The organism is Naasia sp. SYSU D00948 (assembly GCF_017916515.1).
Lineage (GTDB): Bacteria > Actinomycetota > Actinomycetes > Actinomycetales > Microbacteriaceae > Naasia.
Genome location: NZ_JAFMTA010000001.1, coordinates 812,552 through 834,664, shown reverse-complemented (window position 1 = coordinate 834,664; position 22,113 = coordinate 812,552). Strand labels below are relative to the sequence as shown.

Sequence of the window (22,113 nt, the reverse complement as noted above, 5' to 3'; positions counted from 1 at the left end):
TCCGTGCCCGTCCGACTGTACGACTCCCTGGAGGCCCGCCTCCGGGAGCTGGAGCCCCTCGTCCCCGGCGAGGTCGGGATGTACGTGTGCGGACCCACCGTCCAGTCGTCCCCGCACATCGGGCACCTGCGCTCTGCCCTCGTGTACGACCTCTGGCGCCGCTGGCTCGGCTACCGCGGCTATCGCGTCACGCTCGTGCGCAACGTGACGGACATCGACGACAAGATCCTCGCGTTCGCGGCGAAGCCGGGCGACACCGACGGCGAGCAGTGGTGGGCGCTCGCGTACCGGTACGAGCTCGAGTTCACGAACGCCTACAACCGGCTCGGCATCCTCCCGCCGACCTACGAGCCGCGCGCGACCGCGAGCGTGCAGCAGATGCAGGAGCTGATCCAGCGCCTGATCGACGCCGGCCACGCCTACCCCGCCCCCGACGGGTCCGGCGACGTGTACTTCGACACCCTGAGCTGGCCCTCCTACGGCTCGCTCACCCGGCAGGCGTCGGCGGACATGGTCGCCGCCGAGGACGCGGACCCGCGCGGCAAGCGCGACCCGCGCGACTTCGCGCTGTGGAAGGGACGCAAGGAGGACGAGCCGGAGTCGGCCTCCTGGCCGTCGCCGTGGGGTCCGGGACGTCCCGGCTGGCACATCGAGTGCTCCGCGATGTCCGCGCGCTACCTCGGCCGCGCCTTCGACATCCACGGCGGCGGACTCGATCTCCGCTTCCCGCATCACGAGAACGAGCTCGCCCAGTCGACGGCGGCGGGCGACGCGTTCGCCGGCTACTGGGTGCACAACGGCCTCGTCACGGTCGACGGGCAGAAGATGTCCAAGTCGCTCGGCAACTCGATCTTCGCCGCCGACTTCCTGGCCGAGGCACGGCCCGTCGTCGTCCGCTACTACCTGGCCGCGACCCACTACCGCTCGACCCTCGACTACCACCAGGGCGCGCTGCTCGAGGCGGACGCGGCCTACGAGCGCATCCGCACCTTCCTCGACCGCTCCGCGCTCGCGCTCGAGCGCGCGGGCGTCGGGTCGGACCGCGCCGACACGGTCCCTGCCGCCTTCGCCGACGCGCTCGACGACGACCTGTCGACCCCCGGCGCGTTCGCGGTGCTGCACGAGACGGTCAGGACGGGCAACGCCGCCCTCGATGCACGGAACCTCGACGTCGTTGCGGAGCGCCGCGCGGAGGTCCTCGCGATGGTGCGCGTTCTCGGCATCGATCCCGGTGACCCGCAGTGGGCGTCGACCGGCGCCGGTCCCGCGGCCGATGCCCTGCGCGCGCTCGTCGAGCGCCTTCTCGAGGAGCGGCAGGAGGCGCGGTCCGGCCGCGACTTCGCCCGCGCCGACCGCATCCGGAACGACCTCGCGGAGGCGGGCATCGCCCTCGAGGACACCCCTGCCGGCACACAGTGGAGCATCGATGGCGAATAAGCCGGGACGGCCCGGAGCCGTCCGCAAGAACCGCAAGGGACCCAAGGCCGGCACGGGCGGCCACGGCCGCAAGGCCCTCGAGGGCAAGGGCCCGACCCCCAAGGCCGAGGACCGGGAGTACCACCCGGCCGGCAAGCGCAAGGCCGCCGCCGAGCGCGCCGCCGCGCGCTCGGGGAACCAGAAGGCGCCTGCCGCCCGCCCGCCACGGAGGCCCAAGGCCGGCGACGAGTCCGAGGTGATCAGCGGCCGCAACTCGGTCGTCGAAGCGCTGCGGGCGCGCATCCCCGCCACGGCGCTCTACATCGCGGTGCGGATCGAGATGGACGACCGCGTGCGCGAGGCGATCGCTCTCGCCGGGCACCGCAACATCCCGCTCCTCGAGGTGACGCGTCCCGAGCTCGACCGCCTCGCCGGCGAGGACGCCGTGCACCAGGGCATCGCGCTGAAGATCCCGCCCTACGAGTACGCGCACCCGCTGGAGCTGCTGGACCAGATCGAGGACCGGGGCGAGATCCCGCTCCTCGTCGCCGTCGACGGCCTGACGGACCCGCGGAACCTCGGTGCGGTCATCCGCTCGATCGCGGCGTTCGGCGGGCAGGGCGTCATCGTGCCGCAGCGCCGGTCGGTGGGTCTCACCGCGGCGGCCTGGAAGACGTCCGCGGGGGCCGCGGCGCGGATCCCGGTCGCGATGGCGAGCAACCTGACGAACACCCTCAAGTCCCTGAAGGAGCGGGGGCTGTTCATCGTCGGCCTCGACGCCGGCGGCGACACCCTCCTGCCCGGCCTTCAGCTCGCGACCGGGCCTCTCGTCGTCGTGGTCGGCAGCGAGGGCAAGGGGCTCTCGCGGCTCGTGACCGACACCTGCGACGCGGTGGTGTCGATTCCGATCACAGCCGACACGGAGTCCCTGAACGCGGGCATCGCCGCGAGCGTCGCTCTCTACGAGATCGCGAAGCTGCGCGCCGAGGACGCCGCCGCCGGCTGACAGGGCGTCGCCCCGGCGCTCGAGGAGGGCCCTCGCCGCGGTGGGAACGACTACTGCGGCGAGGGTGATCCCCGGTGCGCCGAGCGCGAGTCAGACCTTCGAGCGCCAGTCGTCGTCGTCGTCCTCGTCGGCGCCCACCGGTACTGCAATCGACGCCGTCGGCGGATTGAGCATCGTCGCCTCGTCGCGCCGGTGGCGGAGCACCTCGTCGATGTAGGCGGCGACCGCCTCGGCGAGCGGCACGTCCCGGTTCTGCTTCTGCGACATGAACCAGCGGTGCTCGAGCAACTGGTGGAAGACCTCAGCCGGCTCGAGCTTGCCCTTGAGGTCGCGGGGGATGGCCCGGACCACGGGCTCGAAGACCTGGGCGACCCACTCGTGGGCGACCGCCTCCTCGTCCATGCCCTCCAGGCCGAAGGTGGCGCGGTACGAGTCGAGGTCGTTGAGGAGCCGGCGGGCCTGGTTCTCCTGGGCGTCGATGCCGGTGAGGCGCAGCAGACGCCGTGAGTGATGGCCCGCGTCGACGACCTTCGGCTGGATGCGGACCTGCGTGCCGGTCTCGTCCGTCTTGATGGCGAGCTCGTCGATGTCGAAGCCGAGCTCGTTGAGACGGTCGACCCGCTGGTTGATGCGCCACCGCTCGTTCCGCGGGAACATCTCCCAGCCCGTGAGCTCCTTCCAGAGCGTGCGGTACTGGGCGACGATGCGCTCGCTGACCTCGACGGGGTCGAGGTCCTCCTCCACGCGCCCGCCGGCCTCGAGGTCCATGAGCTCGCCGGCGATGTTGACGCGGGCGATCTCCACGTCGTTCTCCCGCTGACCGTTGGAGAGGCCGCCCGGGTACAGCTTCCCGGTCTCGGCGTCCACGAGGTAGGCCGCGAAGGAGCCGGCATCCCGCCGGAACAGCGTGTTGGAGAGGGACACGTCGCCCCAGAAGAAGCCGATGACGTGCAGCCGGACGAGCAGCAGGGCGAGCGCATCGACGAGACGCGTGGCCGTGTCGGGCCGCAGCGCCTGCGAGAACAGGGCGCGGTACGGCAGGGAGAACTTCAGGTGGCGCGTCACGAGGACGGCGTCGAGCGGCGCCCCGTCGAGATCGGTGCGGTTCGAGATCACCGCGACGGGGTCGACGCAGGGGACCTCGAGGCGCTGCAGCGTGCGCAGCATCTCGTACTCCCGGCGCGCGAGGTCCTCCGAGGTCTCCTTGACGGCGATGACGTAGCCGGAGAGGTTCACGAACCGGACGAGGTGCCGGGAGATGCCCTTCGGCAGGGACGCGATGTTCTTGTCCGGCCACTCCTCGAGGGGGAGGTGCCAGGGAAGGTCGAGCAGCGCGGGGTCGACCATCGCTGCCGTGATGTTGAGGGAGCCGCGGGTTGGCATAGGTAGTCCAGCCTAGAGGTGCGCTGTGGAAAGTCGATCACAGGCGAAAGGGCCCGCCGCGGACGTCGCGGCGGGCCCCTTCGATCCCTGTGTCCTAGTGCGCGATCGCCTTCTGGGTGAGGCGCTCGCCGGTCTCCATGTCGAAGATGTGCACGTGGCCCGGCTGCGGCATGAGGTACACCGTGTCACCGGCGTTCGGGTGAACGCGGCCGTCGACTCGGGCGACGATGTCGGTGCGCTTGCCGTCCACCTCCGAGTGGCCGTAGAGGTAGCCGTCCGCGCCGAGCTCCTCGACGAGGTCGACCTCCACCTGGAGACCCTCGCCGCGGGCCGTCGAGACGACGAGGTCCTCGGGGCGGACACCCACGGTGACCTGGCTGCCGTGTGCACGGCCCACCTCGTCGCGGCCGGCGCCGACGACCGCCGTGCCGAACCGGACGCCGCCCTCGGCGATGTCCGCCGGGAACAGGTTCATGGCCGGGCTGCCGATGAAGCCGGCGACGAACACGTTGTTCGGCTTCTCGTAGAGGTCGCGCGGGCTGCCGACCTGCTGCAGGATGCCGTCCTTGAGGACCGCGATGCGGTCGCCCATCGTCAGGGCCTCCGTCTGGTCGTGCGTGACGTAGACGGTGGTGACGCCGAGGCGGCGCTGGAGCGACGCGATCTGCGTGCGGGTCTGGACGCGGAGCTTGGCGTCGAGGTTCGACAGCGGCTCGTCCATGAGGAACACCTGCGGCTGACGGACGATCGCGCGGCCCATCGCGACGCGCTGACGCTGACCGCCGGAGAGGGCCTTGGGCTTGCGGTTGAGGTAGGGCTCCAGGTCGAGGAGGCGGGCCGCCTCGAGCACGCGCGAGGCGCGCTCGTCCTTGCCGATGCCCGCGATCTTCAGCGCGAAGCCCATGTTCTCCGCGACGGTCATGTGCGGGTAGAGCGCGTAGTTCTGGAAGACCATGGCGATGTCACGGTCCTTCGGCGGGACGTCGGTGACGTCGCGGTCGCCGATGAGGATGCGGCCGGAGTTGACCTCCTCGAGGCCCGCCAGCATGCGCAGCGACGTGGACTTGCCACAGCCGGAGGGGCCGACGAGGACGAGGAACTCGCCGTCCGCGATGTCGAGGTTGAGCGCGTCGACCGCGGGGCGGTTGGAGCCCGGGTAGAGCCGGGTTGCATTGTCGAACGTGACAGTTGCCATGGTGGCGTCGTCTCCTTCACCGGCAGGTACGTGCCGGACGATCCGTAGTGATGGAAATGTCGGCCCGCCATCGGAACCGACTCGGCTCAGTATTGCACTGTTCGACGCATCGCGGTGAGGAAACGGCTGGCGGGCGTTGACGCGCCGTCCAGCCGCCGTGGCGACGATTCCCAGCACCCAGCCCCTACGATGCTGAGCGCATCTCGCGTGCTCTCGCGCGCCCATCACTAGGAGTTCAGCTGTGACCATCGGCGGAGGATCTGCCAGGCCTTCGAAGAACGAGCGTCGTGACGCCGCACGGGAGAAGGCCCGCCAGCTCCGTGAGGAGCAGAAGCGGCGCGAGCGGCGGAACAAGGTCCTGCTCGGCAGCGGCATCGGCATCGCCGCGATCGCCGTGGTCGCGATCATCGCCTTCATCATCTTCACCTCGATCCGGCCCGCGGGCCCCGGTCCCGCGAACATGGCGAGCGACGGCATCAAGATCGGCCAGGAGCTCCGCGCGGTGACGACCGCGGCCCTGCCCGCGGGCTCCGACCCGGTGCCCTCCGAGGCGAACCCGCCCGGGGTCGTCGACATCCAGGTGTACGTGGACTACCTCTGCCCGTTCTGCGGCCAGTTCGAGAGCACCAACAGCGAGCAGATCGAGAGCTGGGTCACCGAGGGCAGCGCCACCGTCGAGATCCACCCGATCTCGATCCTCAACAGCCAGTCGCAGGGGACCCGGTACTCGACCCGAGCGGCGAATGCGGCCGCCTGCGTCGCCAACTACTCGCCGGACTCCTTCTACGCGTTCAACTCCCTGCTCTTCGAGAACCAGCCCGCGGAGGGCACCGCAGGCCTCGAGAACGACGAGCTCGTCGAGCTCGCGGAGGAGGCGGGCGTCTCGTCGTCCGGGCGCATCGAGGACTGCATCGAGGACGGCTCCTTCAACAATTGGGTGACCGACGCCACCACCCGCGCGCTGACCGGACCTCTGCCGAACACCGACGTCCCGAAGGTGACGGGGACACCGACGGTCCTTGTGAACGGCGCGCAGTACCAGGGGTCGCTGACCGACCCCACGGAGTTCGCGGCCTTCGTGCTCGAGCAGACGGCGGAGGCCTCGGCCACGCCGACGCCGACACCGACGCCGACGCCGACGCCGACCCCGGCGGCCTGAGGCGGAGCCAGCCGGCTGAGCCGACGGCAGCGCCGCGACGGAACGGCGGCGCCGGTAACGACCGGCAACACCAGCGACAAAGGGCAACCGGAAACGGTTGCCCTTTGTCGTTCCCGTTGCCGTCGAGGCGCCTGAACGGCGCGTGTTCAGGTATTTGAACGGGCTGACGGGGCGGTGTTCAGGCCTTTGAACGGCGCAGGCCTCCCCACCGCTGAAGCGTCCACTTACCTTCGGGAGAAGTCCCCGCTCATCCCCTCCGAAGGATTCCCGAATGCGCTCCCCACTGTTCTTCAACTCGGCTAAGGCAGCCGAGCCGAACGGCAGACGGCGACCCCTCTGGCTCGCCGTCCTCGCCGTCCTCGCGGTGCTGTTCAGCACCTTCAACGCGCCGGTCACCGCGGCGATCGCGGCCGATGTCGCTTCCGCCCGGTTCACCGGCGGGACCGGCACGCTCGAGGTGGGCGGCGTCCTCTACGCGAAGAGCGGCTCCCCGGTCACGCTCACGGTCACCACCCCGGCCGGCACCAAGTGCGTCGACGTCGCCGGTGCCCACACCGCCCGTCAGGTGTCCGCGACCGCCAAGACGACGTGGACCTTCAACCTCACGGCTCCCGCTGGAGAGGGAGGGACCGCGGTGACGGTCGCGGCCACCGGGGCGTTCAACAACAACGACAGGTGCACCACCACCGCGACCAACAGCTCCGCCTTCTACGTCCGCGACAACACCGGGCCTGTCGTGACCTCCGCGATCACCCCCACGCCGAACGCGGCGGGCTGGAACAACGCGGACGTCACGGTCGCCTGGACCGCGACCGACCTCGGGGGCGGCGTCGGCGTGGCGGGGACGCAGCCGTTCCGCACGAACACCGTGACCTCCAACGGTGTGACCGACCTCACCACGCTCGCTCAGGCCGACCGGCTCGGCAACCTGGGAGCGCCGGGATCGGTGACCGTGCGGGTCGACAAGGCGGCACCCACCATCACGGCCACGCAGACGACGGCCGGCTTCGGCCAGCCCACGACCGTGACCTTCACGTGTGCGGACTCGAACTCCGGCGGCGGGCAGTCGTCCGGGATCGCCTCCTGTGTCGCCGACGGCACCAACCCGGCGTCGAGCAGCATCACGGTCACGGCGAACGGCACGGTGACCGGCACGGCGACCGACCGAGCGGGCAACACGACCACCACCAGCGTCGAGGTCAGGAACGTCGACACGACGGCCCCCACCCTGTCCGGCGCTCCCACGACCCAGCCGAACGGCAACGGCTGGTACGCGGGCGACGTCGCCGTGAAGTGGACCGCCGCCGACCCGGAGTCCGGCATCCCCACTCCGCCCGCGAACACCCTCATCACCGGTGAGGGTTCCGGACTGACGAGCTCGACCACCGTCAGCAACGGAGCCGGCCTCTCCACCACCGCGACGAGCAGCCCGGCGGTCAACATCGACCGCACCGCCCCCACCACGGGCATCAGCGGCGCGTCCAACACCTGGGTCAACGGCAGCGTGAACGTCTCGCTGACCCCCACCGACGGGCTGTCCGGCGTCGCCTCCACCTCGTACACGATCGACGGTGGAGCCGCTCAGACCGGCACCCGCTTCACCCTCTCCACCGAGGGCGAGCACACCGTCACCTACTTCAGCGTCGACAAGGCGGGCAACGCCGAGGCCCCGCGGACGGCGACGATCCTGATCGACAGGACGGCGCCCACGATCGGCCACACCTTCGCCCCCAGCAGCTACAGCGACGGCGCATGGACGAACGGTGCCGTGACCGTCACCTTCGTCTGCGAGGACCAGGGCGGCTCCGGCGTGGCCGGCTGCACCGCTCCCGTCACGAAGTCCGCCGAGGGCTCGCACACGGTCGGCGGCACCGCCACGGACGGCGCCGGCAACACGGCGACGGACAGCGCCACCGTCAACATCGACACGACCGCCCCGCAGGTGTCCGCCTCCGTCACCGGCACGCCCAACGAGGCGGGCTGGTACAACGAGGACGTGACGGTGACCTACTCCGCCACGGACGCGCTCTCCGGTGTGACCACCACGTCCGCTCCCACCGTCCTCACCGAGGGCGCGGACCGCTCGGCGACGGGCGAGGCGACCGACGCCGCCGGGAACACCGGCCGCGCGACGGTCAGCGGGATCGACATCGACCGGACCGCGCCCGTCCTGAAGGGGACCTTCGCGGCCGGATGGCACACCGGCGATGTGACGGTCAGCTGGACCTGCACCGACGCGCTGTCCGGTGTCGCCGCCGGGCCCTCCGACACACTCGTCTCCGGTGAGGGCGCGAACCTGTCCTCCACCGCGACCTGTGTCGACGTGGCCGGCAACGCCGCGACCACGACCGTCTCGGGCATCAAGATCGATCGGGCCGCGCCCACGACGACCGGGTCCGTCAGCGGGGTCGGCGACTCCGGCTGGGCGACGACCGGGGCGAGCGTGACCCTGACCGCATCCGACAACCTCTCGGGCGTCGCGGCGACTCACTACACCGTCAACGACGGAGCGCAGCAGACGTACACCGGGCCGATCGCCTTCGTCGAGGACGGCGAGTACACGGTCGAGTTCTGGAGCGTGGACAACGCTGGTCTCGTCGAGAAGGCCGGTGCGCCGGTCGACGTGAGGGTCGACCGCACCGCTCCCGTCACCACGGTGATCGACCCGATCTCCCCGGCGAGCGGCTGGTTCGTCACGAGCGGCATCCCGGTGGCCTTCGCGGTCGTCGAGACCGGCTCCGGCGTTGCCGCCACCTACTACCGCATCGACGGTGGCGCCCAGCAGACCTACGGCGAGCGCTTCGAGGCCGAGCTCGGCACGGGGACGCACACGATCGAGTACTGGACCGTGGACAACGCCGGCAACGCCGAGGCGAAGCGCTCCTTCACGGTGAAGGTCGACGTGGCGCCGCCGACGATCCGCGGCTCGCAGAGCCCGGCGGCGAACGGCGCGGGCTGGAACAACACCCCGGTCGACGTCATCTTCACCTGCGAGGACGCGGACTCCGGCATCGCCGGGGTGGCGGGCTGCGCCGGCGACACCACACTCGCCAACAGCGGCGCGAACCAGACCGTCCGCGGTGACGCGGTCGACGTGGCGGGCAACCGCAACGCGGTCGAGTACGGCCCGGTCAACATCGACATGGTGAAGCCGACCCTCGTCGGGGTGCCCTCCGACCCGAACGGCGCCGGGTGGTACAACACCGACGTCACGGTCAAGTGGGTCGGGGACGACGCGCTCTCCGGGATCGACTCCGGCAGCCAGCCGGCGGACAGCAGGATCACCGGCGAGGGCGCCAACCTCGGCGCCGGACCGGTCACCATCCGTGACAGAGCGGGCAACACCAGCGAGCCCGCCTCCGTCTCCGGCATCCGGATCGACCGGACCGCGCCGGTGGTCACCGGAGCGCCCACGACCCGGCCGAACGCCGCCGGTTGGTACACCGGCGAGGTGACGGTGGACTTCGCGTGCACCGACAGCCTGTCCGGCGTCGCGTCCTGCCCGACCAGCGTCCCCGTCAGGGGCAACGGCGGGAACCAGAGCGCGACCAGCGACCCCGCCACCGACGTGGCCGGGAACGCGAGCGCCCGGGTGACCGTGGACGGCATCAACATCGACGGCCAGGCGCCGAGCACGACGAGCAACAACACCTGCACCGCCGAGAACGGCTACTGCAAGGGCGAGACCGCGAACATCGTGCTCACGGCCGTCGACCAGGCGGGCCTGTCCGGAGTCCGGGAGATCCGCTACGTCGTGAACGGCGGTGCCGAGCAGGTGCACGCCGGCGCGAGCGCCACGGTGAGCGTCTTGCTCAGCGGCACCGGCGCGGCCTCGGTGAGGTACTGGGCCGTCGACAACGCGGGCAACGCGGAGCCGGCGAACGCCGTGGCGCTCAAGTGGGACAACATCGCCCCGACCGTGACGCACGTCCTCAACCCCGCCCCGAACGCGGACGACTGGAACAACTCCGACGTGACCGTCACCTTCTCCGCGAAGGACGACGACCACGGCTCGGGCGTGGCCAGCACGACCGCTCCGGTGACCGTCTCCACCGAGACGGCCGGCAAGGTCGTGACGGGAACGGCGAAGGACACCGCGGGCAACGTCGGGACCGACTCGGTCACCGTGAAGCTCGACAAGACCGCCCCCTCCATCACGGGCGCGATCACGAGCGGCACGAAGACCGCGAGCGGCTGGTACAGCGGTCCGGTCACGGTGACCTTCACCTGCAGCGACGCGCTCTCCGGCGTGGCGACCTGCCCGGACCCCGTGATCCTCTCCGCCAACGGCGCCAACACGGCGACCGGGAAGGTGACCGACAAGGCCGGGAACACCGCGACCGCGACGGTGACCGGGATCAACATCGACCAGGAGAAGCCGACGCTCACCACGGCGGACGTCAACGTCCAGGGCGGCACCTTCACCCTGGGCAAGGTCCCCGCGGCCACCTGCACCGCGACCGACAGCTTCTCGGGGCTGGCGTCCTGCACGGTCACCGTCTCGGGCGGCAACGCCAACGGCGTCGGCACCTTCACCTACACGGCGACGGCGACCGACAAGGTCGGGAACAAGACGACGATCACGGGCACCTACCGGGTGATCTACCGGTTCGACGGGTTCCTCCAGCCGATCAACGACACCGCCCACCAGGTCGGCGCCTCGACGAGCATCTTCAAGGCCGGCAGCACCGTGCCCGCGAAGTTCCAGCTCAAGAAGGACGACGGCACCGTGGTCCAGGCGGCGACGGCCCCGGTGTGGCTGACCCCGGTCAAGGGCTCGACGACGACCGCGCCGGTCGATGAGACGGTGTACACGGCCTCGGCGGACAGCGGGACCACCTACCGCTACGACTCCGCGGCCCAGCAGTACCTCTACAACTGGAAGACCGGCACCGGCGGGAACTACTGGCGGGTGGGCGTGAAGCTCGACGACGGCCAGACGTACTTCGTCAACATCGGCCTCCGGTGAGCGGAAGGGCCCCGCGCGTGAGCGCGGGGCCCTTCCCCGTCACAACGGCAACCCCAGCGACGAAGGGCAACCGGACACGGTTGCCCCTCGTCGTTCCGGTTGCCGTTCCCGTCGCGGATCGGGAGGCCGCGAGCTTCGTAGGATGGGTGCGCGGGCGCCAGCCCGCAGGCCGACTTGGCGCAATTGGTAGCGCACCCGACTTGTAATCGGGCGGTTACGGGTTCAAGTCCCGTAGTCGGCTCAGAAACTCCTGGTCAGACCTACTTCTCCGAACCGTGAAGGGACGGAGACTCGATGAGCTGGCCATTTATTGGCCATTTATTCGCGCAGACCGCCGTTGCGGCGGCCCTGCGCAGTATGGGCATCGGCCGTGTTGGGCCGATCTTGGGACGCCTCGCGCACCTGGTTGGCATGCGAGATGACACCATCACCACCGGCCTTGAGAAGATGCTGTCCACGCGGGAGCTCGCCGAGTACCTCGGCGTGGCGCCCCAGGCGATCTACGACCTGCGCTGCGACGGACGCGGCCCGCGCGCCGTTCACGTCGGACGCGAACTGCGCTACCGCGTTTCGGAGATCGAGGCGTGGATCGAGCGCATGTCCGAGCCAGAGCGGGGCGCCGAAGGAACCCGCCATGTCGGGTAGGCCTCGCACGGACATCGGCACCTTCGGCGAGATCCGGACCGCCAAAGCCGGGTCGGGGAAGGTGCAGGCCACCACCCGTATCCGCGACTCGGACGGTCGTCTGCGTCGCCTCTCGGCGACCGGAGCGACGAAGGCCGCGGCGATCGCCGCTCTCAAGCGCAAGGCCGCCAACCGGGACAGCTTCGGCGACACCGGCGAGGCCGTGACCGCAGACACCCCGGTCCCCACGCTCGCCCGGCTCTGGCTCGAGGAAGTCCAGATGGACCCCAACCTGTCGGAGGGGACGAAGGAGACCTACGAACGTCAGCTGCGCACCCTGCTCATGCCGGCCTTCGAGCACTTCACGCTTCGCGAGATCACCGTCGCCCGGGTCGAGCGGTTCCTCAAGTCGCAGGCCGCGAAGTCCTACGCACGGGCAAAGCTGTCCAAGGTGATGCTGAACCTGCTCATGAAATTCGCCATGCGGCACGAGGCCATCCGGAACAACCCGGTGGCTGCCACCACGCCACTACGCAAGCCGCCGGCCCCGCCCAAGGCGCTGACGATGGCGGAGCTGCAGGCGATCCGACAGGCGGCAGCGACCTGGCGCACCGCACCCGGCGTGATGGGGCCGAGGCCGGACGGTCAGGTGAGCGGCATCATCGAAGTGATGCTCGGCAGCTCGGCTCGCATCGGCGAAGCGCTCGCACTGCGCAGGTGTGATGTCGACATGACGGCGAACCCCCCGACGGTGCAGTTCCGCGGCACGGTCGTGGTGCGCAAGGGCAAGGGTGTTCTACGACAGGAGTCGCCCAAGACGGACCGATCGAACCGGACGGTGGCCATCCCGCAGTTCGCGGCGGAGGTCATCCGCAAGCGACTCGCTCTGACGCCCGACGGCGACCCCGAGCACCTGCTTTTCTTCACGCGTCATGGCACACCGCTCACCCCATACAACGTGCGCCGGACCTTCCGCCTCGTGCTGGACCTGGCGGGCCTATCCGGCCAAAGGATTACGCCTCACTCGTTCCGTAAGACAGTGGCAACGCTCATCAGCCGGGAAGCGAATGACGAGATGGCTGCGGAGATGCTCGGTCACGCGGCGACCCGGATCACCCGTCAGCACTACATCGAGCGGGAGAACGTGGCGAACCCGGCGACGGCGGCAATCCTCGAGAAGCTGGCACCGAACTACGACCCCGATGTGCCGTGAGGTGTCTCCGAGTGAGGTCTCGATGGATCGAGATGAACCGAGGCTGCGCGGTGGTGCCGCGGCGGCACCACCGCTCTTTTGGCCTTTCGGCCTGCATTGGGTGGGCCCGGAGCAATCTCGACCGGCCGCCAAGGAGCGGTGGTGCCACGCTGGCACCACCGCACTCTCGCCATCGCCCGGCCAGCCCCACTGGCGTGTCCCCGCGACGGCGCACCTGCCTTCTGCAGCCTGAACGCCCTCATCCCACGTCTCAGGGGCCATTTGGGGTTCCGCTCGTAGTCTCCAAGATTCGCCTCCATCAGGTAGGTACGCACGCCGTCCCCGCACACCGCGGTGGTGCCGCGACCTGTCCGGGCAGGCCCGCAGCGGAGCCGACCGCTGGCAGCGTGCGCCGGGACTTGGTGTCCCCTCAGCCCTGGCTCCCCACCGTCACGTATCGACGCGGGCCCACCGGTCTCTGCGCATCGAGGGATCCTCTGTGGTGGCTCAGCAATGCAGCTGGCGCACAGACCGCGCTGTCGCACTCCTCGCATCCGAAACTCCGGCGGCCACAGGCCGTACGAGCTCGCTTCACGCGCACTCGGACCGCCCTCCTCCTATGACCGGCTCATGGATATCCGTTTCAAGGAGCGAAGAGCTGCCACGCCTCTTGCAGTCCGAGGCGCCCCCCTGGATTTGGTCGCGCACCTTCCTGCCGGAGGTGCCTGTCGGGTGACGGTGTCGATGCGGGTGATGAGTGCCGGGGACGGCTACAAGTACCTGCTGCGCACCGTCGCGGCCGGCGACGGCGACCGGTCGCTGTCCACGCCGTTGACGCGGTACTACGCGGAGGTGGGCACTCCGCCGGGGCGGTGGCTTGGCGGTGGCGTCGCTGCCCTCGGCGGTGGCCGCATCGCCGTGGGGGATCCGGTGTCGGAGTCGCAGCTGCAGCTCATGGTTGGAATGGGCCGCGACCCGGCCAGCGGTGACCCTCTGGGTCGGGCGTATCCCGTCTATGCCCCGCTTTCGGAGCGGGTCGCCGACCGCGTCGCAGCGCTCGACCCCAAGCTGGCGGGTGAAGACCGGTCGGCGGCGGTGGCGGCGATCGAGGCGGAGGAGGGGGAGCGCGGATCGCGGCGCCCAGTCGCCGGGTTCGATTTCACGTTCTCGGTGCCGAAGTCGGCGTCGGTCCTGTGGGCCGTGGCGGACGCTGGGACGCAGTCGTCGATCGTGCAGGCCCATCATGAGGCGGTTGCGGACGTTGTTGCGTTCATGGAGCGTGAGGTTGCCGCCACCCGAGCCGGTGCAACCGGACGCGATGGGGCGGTTGCGCAGGTGGAGGTGACCGGTCTAATCGCGGCCGCGTTCGACCACTACGACTCCCGCGCCGGGGACCCGCACCTGCACACCCACGTGGTAGTCAGCAACAAGGCCCGCACAGTGTTCGACGGGAAGTGGCGCGCCCTGGACGGCCGCCCGTTGCACGCGGCGACCGTGGCGCTCTCGGAGCTGCACGAGGCGCTGTTCGCCGACCGGCTCTCGCGCGTCCTCGGCGTGCGGTGGGAGCAGCGCCAGATGGGCGTCGACCGCAATCCGTCTTGGGCGATCCGCGGCGTGCAGGAGGCCCTGGTCGCCGAGTTCTCCAACCGGTCGCGGCACATCGACGTCGAGACCGACCGTCTGATCGAGGAGTACCGGGCGGCGCTCGGGCGTCGGCCGGGTCCCGCGACGATCGTGAAGCTGAGGGCGCAGGCGACCCTGGCCACCAGGCCCGACAAGGAGATCCGCTCCCTCGCCGACCTCACCCGCGACTGGCGCCAGCGGGCCGGCACGCATCTCGGCGAGAACGCCACGACCTGGGCTCGAAGGGTCGCCGCGGGCGGTCCGTCGTCGATGCTGCGGGCGGAGGACGTCCCGTCGGAGGTGGTCGGGCGGCTGGGCCGGAGTGTGGTGGAGGAGGTGGGGGAGAAGCGGTCGACCTGGCGGCACTGGAACCTCTACGCCGAGGCGGCCCGGCAGACCATGGGCTGGCGCTTCGCCACCACCGAGGATCGGCAGGCTGTCACCGGCCTGATCGTCGATGCCGCCGAACGAGCATCGATCCGGCTCACTCCACCCGAACTCGCGCCGACTCCTGCGGTGTTTCAGCGGCCGGACGGAACCAGCGTGTTCCGGCCGCGACACTCGGTCCTGTTCTCCTCGACGGCGCTACTCGAGGCGGAGGACCGGCTCCTCACCCTCTCCCGTGACAAGAGCGCACCGACCCTCGCCACCAATCGCCTGCAGTGGTCCCGGACGGACAGCCGAGGGCGGCTGGTCCGTCCCGATCAAGTGGCGGCCCTTGGCTCGGTCGCCACCTCCGGCCGTGTGGTGGACGTGCTGGTGGGTCCGGCGGGCGCGGGCAAGACCACCGCCATGCAGGCCCTGCGGCACGCCTGGGAGGCCGAGCACGGCATCGGATCTGTTCTCGGGTTGGCGCCCTCTGCGGCCGCCGCCGAGGTGCTCGGGGCCGAGCTCGGGATCCCGGCCGAGAACACCGCGAAGTGGTGGCACGACCACGAGGCTGGCCGCGTCACGTTCACGGCGGGGCAGCTGGTGATCCTCGACGAGGCCTCCCTCGCCGGAACCCTCGGCCTCCAGCGCATCGCCGACCAGGTCAAGGACGGCGGCGCCAAGCTGCTCCTCGTGGGAGACCCGGCGCAGCTGTCCTCGGTCGAGGCCGGCGGCGCGTTCGCCCTCCTCGTCCAGGATCGTGCCGACGTCCCGGAGCTCGAGCGGGTCGAGCGCTTCACTCAGGACTGGGAGAAGCGGGCGTCACTCGAGTTGCGCCGCGGCTATGCCCCGGCCGTCGACGTCTATGAGGAACAGGGGCGCATCCGGGGTGGCACGGCAGAGGACATGATGGACGCTGCCTACGGTGCCTGGCGAAGCGACCTCGCCGACGGCTTGATGTCGATCCTGATTGCGGAGGACGGCGCCACCGTCGCGGATCTGAATCGCAGGGCCCGTGCCGACCTCGCCCTCGCCGGTGCAATCGATGCAACCGCCGAGGTCGCCCTCCACGACGGAACCGCCGCGTCGATCGGCGACCTGGTCCTCACCCGGCGCAACGACCGGCGCTTGCGTTCCGGAACGGATTGGGTGCGCAACGGCGCCCGCTGGATCGTCACGAATGTCAGGGCCGACGGCTCGCTCCAGGTGAGAAGGGAGGGCAGACGCTGGGGCGGCGCCCTCGTGCTTCCTGCCGACTACGTCCGTAACCATCTCGAACTCGGATATGCGGTGACCGCGCACCGGGCGCAGGGACTTACCACCGACACCGGCCACGCCCTGATCCAGGCCGCCGGCAGCCGCGAGAGCCTCTACGTCGCGATGACCCGCGGACGCACCTCGAACACCGCCTACGTCGCCACCGACCGACCCGACGACAACCACTCGGCACAGCACCCGGCAACCGGGTCGCAGGTCACCGCGAGAGCGGTCCTCCACGCCGTGCTGCAGCGCTCCACGGCGAACACCTCAGCCCACCAGAGCCTCGCGGCGGAACAAGACGCGTGGGCCTCGATCGCGCAGCTCGCCGCCGAGTACGAGACCATCGCGGCGGCCGCCCAACACGACCGCTGGACCGCCCCCATCCGCGGATCCGGACTCACACCGGAACAGGCGAAGCAAGTCATCTCCTCGCCGGCGTTCGCGCCGCTGACGGCCGAGCTGCGTCGTGCCGAAGCCCTCCACCACGACGTCGACCGTCTGCTGCCGCGACTCATCGATGCACGCGGAATGGAGGACGGTGAGGATCTCGCGGCGGTCCTGCATCACCGACTCGCCCGCGCGACCGCAACCCCGGCGGGCACTCGCTCCGGGCGACGGGCGGACCGGCTCGTCGCGGGACTCATCCCCGCCGCAATCGGCCCGATGACCTCGGAGATGCGCGACGCGCTCGCACAGCTCGGCAACCTCATCGAACACCGAGCGATCGCCCTAGTCGACGCAGCCCTCTCCGCCCGAGAACTCTGGATCGTCAGCCTTAGCACCCCGCCCCCCGACCGGCACGCTCTGCGAGCCTGGCGGCGCGACGTAACGACAGTCGCCGCCTACCGCGACCGCTACCGCATCACCGCCAGCACCCCGCTCGGTACGGACCCGGAAACCGCCGTTCAGCAATTCGATGCAGCGCAGGCGGCAGCCGCCCTGCACGGAGCACGCAACCTCAGAACTTGGACGCCGCCAGGCCGATTCAGCCCCGTGCAACGGTCACGCCGCCATTCCGGACCGAGCTTGTGACGATGCGACTTCAGCGAACCGGCACGGTCGCATGACCCCGTCGCGGTCGTCGCATCAACTTGATCCTTTTCACGACGCACGGAGGGTCGGGTTCTGACGAGAGCGGTTGGTGACATCCGAGAGCAAACGGCTCGGAACCGCCCTTCTCGCGATTCCTTCGTTTTTCGAGAGCAAGACCGACTACCGCTGTCCATCCCTGTTCGCGACGGCAACGCGCCCAACGCCTGATACTCGCAACCTCGCCGCAGGCACCAACCGCCACGCGGTCCAAGTAGCCCTAGCCTCAGCTTCGAGAGGCGATCATGCGCGCGTTGCAGGCGACGAGGGGGACAAGTGGCTTCTTTGACCGGGGTTTGGATCTGGCAGAGTGATCGAGCGGAAACGATTGAGGAGTTCGCCCTAACCGCCGTAAGTGAGGTCTTTAGACGAGGGTCTGCGCCCGAGGTGCGTGGCGTGGCCCTCACTGTCTCGGTGGACGAGGACGGGGTTGCCGTTGTGGTCGGCCTCGGCTGGGTACGGACCGTCTCGGGCGTGGCGTTGGGCACTGTCCGCGCGCGGATGGACCCGTACGTCAGTATTCGAGGCGTGGAACTCGCTGATCTAGCGGATCGGGTGAAGCTGCGGAATTCACGCGCGGGTGGTCTGCGCGTGCCGCGGGAGCTCAGGGCGGTACGATTAGGAGACGTCACGGGCCAGGTGGTTCTAGACCTTCTTGCCGAAGACGACCCGGACGCCCTTCGGCTGATTCGAATCGCACGGGCGGAGGATCCGGGGTATAGCGCCGAGTTCGCGCAGGAGCGAGCCGAAGTGCGAGATGCGATTTCACTCGCAGCGGGCATTGCGGGTGTTCCGGTCCCTAGCGATGCATTCGTGGCCGATAGACCGCCAGCGGAGGCAAATGACCTCCTAAGTACCGTTCTGAATTCGGCTTACCGTGCGGACCTCGAAGAAGACCTCCTTCCCAAGGATTTGGAACGATTTGATGGCCAGCTCAATCTTGCCGAGATAGCCGCCAGCGCCTCGGTCTTCCATGCGGAAAAATATCGTTTGGCAGTTTTCTCCGTGAACAAGAAGAGTGCTGAGGTCTCCCTTGGAGTCGATCTCATTTACTGGGACGTGACAAACGGCTCCTTCACGCTCGTCCAGTACAAGCGACTCGATCGTGAGAAAGCTCGGTCGGGCCGAGAACTCGACCAGTGGGTGTACACGCGAGAGGACGAACTGAGGCGCCAGCTAAAGCTGATGGTTTCGAATGAGCGTCCCGACGGCAGCAGCGCTGACTGGCGCATGACGCAGACGCCATATTGGCTGAAGTTCGTCAGGGGCGACGCGGGCCGGTCGTTGGATTCGCGCGTACTGAAAGGAATGTACGTTCCCGCAGACTACCTTCGGCTCGCCATCGAGGAAGGCGTGTTGCGCACGGGGGAACGGGGCGGATTTCGAGCTGGATACGACAATATGAAATACCTGACCCGAGATGCATTTGTGGAGTTGGTTAGGCGAGGATGGACGGGCACGCGCGCCGCCTCATCGGCCGAGCTTCAAACCGTGATAAGTGACCTGTCGAAGACGGGGCGTGAGGCAGTGCTCGCAGTACGCGACCTCTGGTCGGCGCCGGTCGTTCAGGCCGCGGAACGGGCGGTTGAGTTCGCCGACGAGGAGTCTGATGACGAACTGCCCTTTTAGATGACGATGTTGAGTGCCCTCCGACCTAACTGTCATGTCCGCGGGCGCTGCGGTGCCAAGTCGACGTCGCGACCATGGGCCACCGGGGGTAAGAGGCCGTCGAGACGGTGGCCGGCCTTGACCCACGAGACGACATGGCCGGGACGCATATCGGCAGAAGCGAGCACCCGACGCTTGCTGCTCCGAGAACTGAGTCCCCAGGCGTTCAGCTGGAGAGGAAAAAGGCTTCTCGCGACCCGCCGTGTCTCGCCCTCCCTGAGCCCGTCACCGTTCCGCAAAGGTGGGCCGGTAGCGCTACGACTCTCGCACGCCAAAGAGGCAGACGCGTCAGGATGTTCGTCTAGGCGGAACAGCGAGTGCTCCTGGCATTCCCAACACTGTCGTTGGCCTCAATGGAAGTCGCCGAGCCACTCTAGCCAATCCGGGTCGGATCGATCCTCCATACTCCAGTACTCGGGTAGCACTGCATTCAGACGGGCGAGCAGGTTCGATCCGAATGGTTGCTCGATTCCCGCCATGTACCGGGCAGTGCCGCGCAGATGGCCTGGTGTGTCGCCCCGCTCCTCGCCCTGAAACTCACGCATGTAGCGCTCGTAGCCGAATCGTTCGATGAGGTGAAGTTTCATCCGCATGGAGCGCTTGCGGGATGGCGGGATTCGCGGGCGCACGGGATCGCTTACGGCAAGTCCTGTGACGTACTGCTTCCCACCACGCTTCATAAGGCGGGTCTTGTCTGTATTGACCCTCCACCCCGTCTTCTCCACCATCGCAACAGCGGCGCTGACCGCCTCTGTGCCGATCTCACCGGAGAACACGAGATCGTCGACGTACCGCGTGAACGTGAGTCCGTGGTCCTTCGCCCAACTGCTGATCGCGATATCCGAATCGCGGAAGACCAAGTTCGAGAGCGCTGGGCTACTCGCGAAGCCCGTCGGTAGCTGATCGTTGACCGTCAAGATACGTGTTGCCACTTCTGCAGCCGAAGCATCCAGGCCAACCGAGAGGAGGGCTTCGCGGACCTTCTGCGCGGAGATCGACGGGAAGAAGTCGCGGAGGTCGATACGCAGGACGGCCTGCTTCGCAAGATGCTGACGAGCGTTTTCAAGCGGCGAGCGGCCACGCACGAACCCGTAAACGTGATCCGGGGGTCTCGGTCCGACCGACGTAATCCACTCATGGAACTTTTTCACCAGGAACGCGGTTGCGGCGTCGGGGACGAAGATTTGGCGCGGTGTCTCACCCCGGCGCCTGTGCAGCGAGAGCAGGATGTACGCGTCACCCACGGTCACCCTCGAGGCGGCCTCGTCCAAGTAGCGGTTGCTGACCAGGAGTCGGGCGGCGAGCGCGCGTCGGCTGATGTTCATGTGAGAGCGGGACCTGTCCGCAGCATGAACTATTGATACACCGTGCGCGGAATCGCGCCCACCATGACCTGGCCCCGCTCTCTAGGACGAGCGTACAGCTGAAGAAGGGAACGCGCGGTGCCTTCGAGAGATGCGCTCACGGGTGTCAAAGTGGTAGATGACAGCGATGTCGCGCTCGATCGCACGGTAGTTACGTACCTCGCGCTTGCTCACGTCTTGCCGGTCCTCGAGGGCGACCCAGTTCGCGATGATCGAGATCACGAAGTCGACCACGCCAAGCGCCAGTAGCTCGTCCTTTCGTGTCACGCGTACCTCCGGCTTGGGCAACGATCGACCTGGTGCCCGCCTCGCCGCACGATCGTACGCATCTTGTGTCAGCCGACCGAAGTGCTTCTGTAGCGTGGGGTTCTCCTCGAAGTAGAAGGTCGGCTCTCCCAGCCGAAGGTAAGCGATAACGTCCGGCAGCAGCGAGCCGTACAGGACGAGGCACCGATCATCGTCGGTCAAAGTAAGGCGAGTGCGATCCGAAACCGCCGCGAAGATTCGCAGGCCATCAATCTCGCGGAGCGTCTGGATGAACGCGTTCTGCAGTTCGAGGGGTATTTGATTGTTGTGGAACCCGCGGGCCAGGAAGTGCTTGTACGACTCCATCCCGTCGAAGCGCTCCTCGGCCGCCCAGTAGTCGAACAGCTCGCGAACCGTGGTTTCGAGGCGGTCCACGTCAGCGGTTATGACCGCACCCACCACAATTGGCCGGGTCGTCTGCTGACCGGTTTCGTCGAAAAGAACCGCGGGCTCTTTGGCCCCGCCCGACCGGGTATACACGACTCCAGTATCGCGTCCGGATGCGAGGCCGAGATCTGGGGCGTTGCGGGGTCCACACCCTGCATCAACCCGGGGAAGCACGATGCGGCCTGCTCGAACGCGAGCGCGACGCGGTAGCCGGCTCCGGGGAGGTCCGTGTTGGCGTTAGGTCACCGCGGCCGCTGCCTCGTCGCGATCGTGCCGAGGCGGCGCTCTCTGATGGTTTTGTCGCAGCGTTCATTCCTGGGGGGACGGCCGGCCTGGTCCGGTTTGGGCGCTCTACAGCGGGCCGGCTTGTCCAACTGCGATTGCGCGGCGCACAACGTGGAGCTCGTCGAGCCTCCGCAGCACCGAGGGGTTGCCCTCGATATTGAGCAGGGGCGCGTGCTCAAGAATCAGCTTCGTCTCGGTGGGCCGGAGCGTCACCAAGTGGCAGCGTCCTCCAGCTCACCTCCAGGTTCGAGTTGATCCACTCGACGATGGCGTCGCGGTCGCTCCTCTCGAAGCTGTAGTTGTACTTATTCGCCTTGCTCGCCAGTGATCCGGCTAGTGGCCGGAAGCCCAACACAGCCCCGATGCTTCGGAAGAAGGTGCCGTGGCCGCGGCCGCGGAGCTCATTTCGGAGCATCCGACTCGCGAGCGATGTGGCCTTTCCGATGTAGAGGAGGCGCGAGTGGCGCCCGTCGCGAAGCGACTGGAACGGCTCTGGCAACCTCGATTGGAGCCCAAGCCGGATCGCGTAGACACCAGGGGACGGGGGCACGTCGGCGTCGATGGCGGCGGCGGGACGGAACGAGACGTCGTTCAGTAGGTCTGCGGCGTTCGCGTGCACAACTTCGAGCCTAGGTCGAGGGCAGGACGGCGCGGTTGAATGGATTTGATCCCAAGCGTTTGAGCCATCTCGACCGGAAGCCGCTGGACCACGGGGATCGAGTCGATCTGTACTGAGGGAAGCGCTTCCGGGCAGTGCCTCACAGTACGGCAGCATTAGGAGCGCCAGAGTTCGTGGGGCAGCACCCGGGCGGGAAGAA

13 protein-coding genes and 1 tRNA gene are annotated in these 22,113 nt (G+C 68.6%); 9 read left to right on the top strand and 5 right to left on the bottom strand.

Going from position 1 to position 22,113, the window contains the following annotated elements; all coding sequences use genetic code 11:
• Positions 1-3: 3 nt before the first annotated feature.
• Positions 4-1,437, top strand: coding sequence for a cysteine--tRNA ligase (gene cysS, locus J3P30_RS03855; RefSeq protein WP_210479609.1), 1,434 nt, complete (start codon positions 4-6; stop codon positions 1,435-1,437).
• Positions 1,427-2,422, top strand: a complete 996-nt coding sequence (gene rlmB / locus J3P30_RS03850; protein WP_210479608.1) for a 23S rRNA (guanosine(2251)-2'-O)-methyltransferase RlmB — start codon at positions 1,427-1,429, stop codon at positions 2,420-2,422. The genes cysS and rlmB overlap by 11 nt, the downstream gene beginning before the upstream one ends.
• Positions 2,423-2,512: 90 nt before the next feature.
• On the opposite strand, the gene J3P30_RS03845 is transcribed toward rlmB, so the two are convergent.
• Both J3P30_RS03845 and J3P30_RS03840 read right to left on the bottom strand, forming a co-directional pair.
• Positions 2,513-3,805 (bottom strand): DUF4032 domain-containing protein, encoded by a 1,293-nt coding sequence (locus J3P30_RS03845; RefSeq protein ID WP_210479607.1) that lies wholly within the window; start codon positions 3,803-3,805, stop codon positions 2,513-2,515.
• Positions 3,806-3,899: 94 nt separating this feature from the next.
• Positions 3,900-5,000, bottom strand: coding sequence for an ABC transporter ATP-binding protein (locus J3P30_RS03840; protein ID WP_210479606.1), 1,101 nt, complete (start codon positions 4,998-5,000; stop codon positions 3,900-3,902).
• A gap of 241 nt (positions 5,001-5,241) precedes the next feature.
• On the opposite strand from J3P30_RS03840, the gene J3P30_RS03835 reads away from it, so the two are divergent.
• From J3P30_RS03835 to J3P30_RS03805, 7 genes are all read left to right on the top strand, one after another.
• Positions 5,242-6,159 carry a thioredoxin domain-containing protein gene (locus J3P30_RS03835; protein ID WP_307807390.1) on the top strand — a complete coding sequence of 306 codons (918 nt, stop codon included), beginning with the start codon at positions 5,242-5,244 and terminating at the stop codon, positions 6,157-6,159.
• A gap of 271 nt (positions 6,160-6,430) precedes the next feature.
• Positions 6,431-11,128 carry an OmpL47-type beta-barrel domain-containing protein gene (locus J3P30_RS03830; RefSeq protein WP_210479605.1) on the top strand — a complete coding sequence of 1,566 codons (4,698 nt, stop codon included), beginning with the start codon at positions 6,431-6,433 and terminating at the stop codon, positions 11,126-11,128.
• Positions 11,129-11,296: 168 nt separating this feature from the next.
• Positions 11,297-11,369: transfer RNA gene (locus tag J3P30_RS03825), tRNA-Thr, on the top strand.
• Positions 11,370-11,422: 53 nt separating this feature from the next.
• Positions 11,423-11,773 carry an AlpA family transcriptional regulator gene (locus J3P30_RS03820; RefSeq protein WP_210479604.1) on the top strand — a complete coding sequence of 117 codons (351 nt, stop codon included), beginning with the start codon at positions 11,423-11,425 and terminating at the stop codon, positions 11,771-11,773.
• Positions 11,763-12,965 (top strand): site-specific integrase, encoded by a 1,203-nt coding sequence (locus J3P30_RS03815; RefSeq protein WP_210479603.1) that lies wholly within the window; start codon positions 11,763-11,765, stop codon positions 12,963-12,965. The genes J3P30_RS03820 and J3P30_RS03815 overlap by 11 nt, the downstream gene beginning before the upstream one ends.
• Positions 12,966-13,688: 723 nt before the next feature.
• On the top strand, positions 13,689-17,228 hold the full coding sequence (mobF, locus tag J3P30_RS03810; protein ID WP_210481856.1) for a MobF family relaxase: 3,540 nt from the start codon (positions 13,689-13,691) through the stop codon (positions 17,226-17,228).
• A 453-nt stretch (positions 17,229-17,681) separates the two neighbouring features.
• Positions 17,682-18,914, top strand: coding sequence for a hypothetical protein (locus J3P30_RS03805; protein WP_210479602.1), 1,233 nt, complete (start codon positions 17,682-17,684; stop codon positions 18,912-18,914).
• A gap of 389 nt (positions 18,915-19,303) precedes the next feature.
• On the opposite strand, the gene J3P30_RS03800 is transcribed toward J3P30_RS03805, so the two are convergent.
• The 3 genes from J3P30_RS03800 to J3P30_RS03790 all read right to left on the bottom strand — a co-directional run bounded on the left by J3P30_RS03800 (position 19,304) and on the right by J3P30_RS03790 (position 21,914).
• Positions 19,304-20,278, bottom strand: coding sequence for a reverse transcriptase family protein (locus tag J3P30_RS03800; protein ID WP_210479601.1), 975 nt, complete (start codon positions 20,276-20,278; stop codon positions 19,304-19,306).
• Positions 20,279-20,359: 81 nt separating this feature from the next.
• Positions 20,360-21,103 carry a hypothetical protein gene (locus J3P30_RS03795; protein WP_210479600.1) on the bottom strand — a complete coding sequence of 248 codons (744 nt, stop codon included), beginning with the start codon at positions 21,101-21,103 and terminating at the stop codon, positions 20,360-20,362.
• 367 nt (positions 21,104-21,470) lie between these two features.
• Positions 21,471-21,914: a GIY-YIG nuclease family protein gene (locus tag J3P30_RS03790; RefSeq protein ID WP_210479599.1), complete on the bottom strand. Its 444-nt coding sequence runs from the start codon at positions 21,912-21,914 to the stop codon at positions 21,471-21,473.
• Between the last annotated feature and the right edge of the window lie 199 nt (positions 21,915-22,113).

What these genes read in the sequence shown, in the direction of transcription:
- mobF (WP_210481856.1), top strand. Translation starts at nt 13,689, where the DNA reads ATGCGGGTGATGAGTGCCGGGGACGGCTACAAGTACCTGCTGCGCACC.
- J3P30_RS03830 (WP_210479605.1), top strand. Translation starts at nt 6,431, where the DNA reads ATGCGCTCCCCACTGTTCTTCAACTCGGCTAAGGCAGCCGAGCCGAAC.
- J3P30_RS03815 (WP_210479603.1), top strand. Translation starts at nt 11,763, where the DNA reads ATGTCGGGTAGGCCTCGCACGGACATCGGCACCTTCGGCGAGATCCGG.
- J3P30_RS03845 (WP_210479607.1), bottom strand. Translation starts at nt 3,805, where the DNA reads ATGCCAACCCGCGGCTCCCTCAACATCACGGCAGCGATGGTCGACCCC.
- J3P30_RS03840 (WP_210479606.1), bottom strand. Translation starts at nt 5,000, where the DNA reads ATGGCAACTGTCACGTTCGACAATGCAACCCGGCTCTACCCGGGCTCC.
- rlmB (WP_210479608.1), top strand. Translation starts at nt 1,427, where the DNA reads ATGGCGAATAAGCCGGGACGGCCCGGAGCCGTCCGCAAGAACCGCAAG.
- J3P30_RS03800 (WP_210479601.1), bottom strand. Translation starts at nt 20,278, where the DNA reads ATGAACATCAGCCGACGCGCGCTCGCCGCCCGACTCCTGGTCAGCAAC.
- J3P30_RS03820 (WP_210479604.1), top strand. Translation starts at nt 11,423, where the DNA reads ATGAGCTGGCCATTTATTGGCCATTTATTCGCGCAGACCGCCGTTGCG.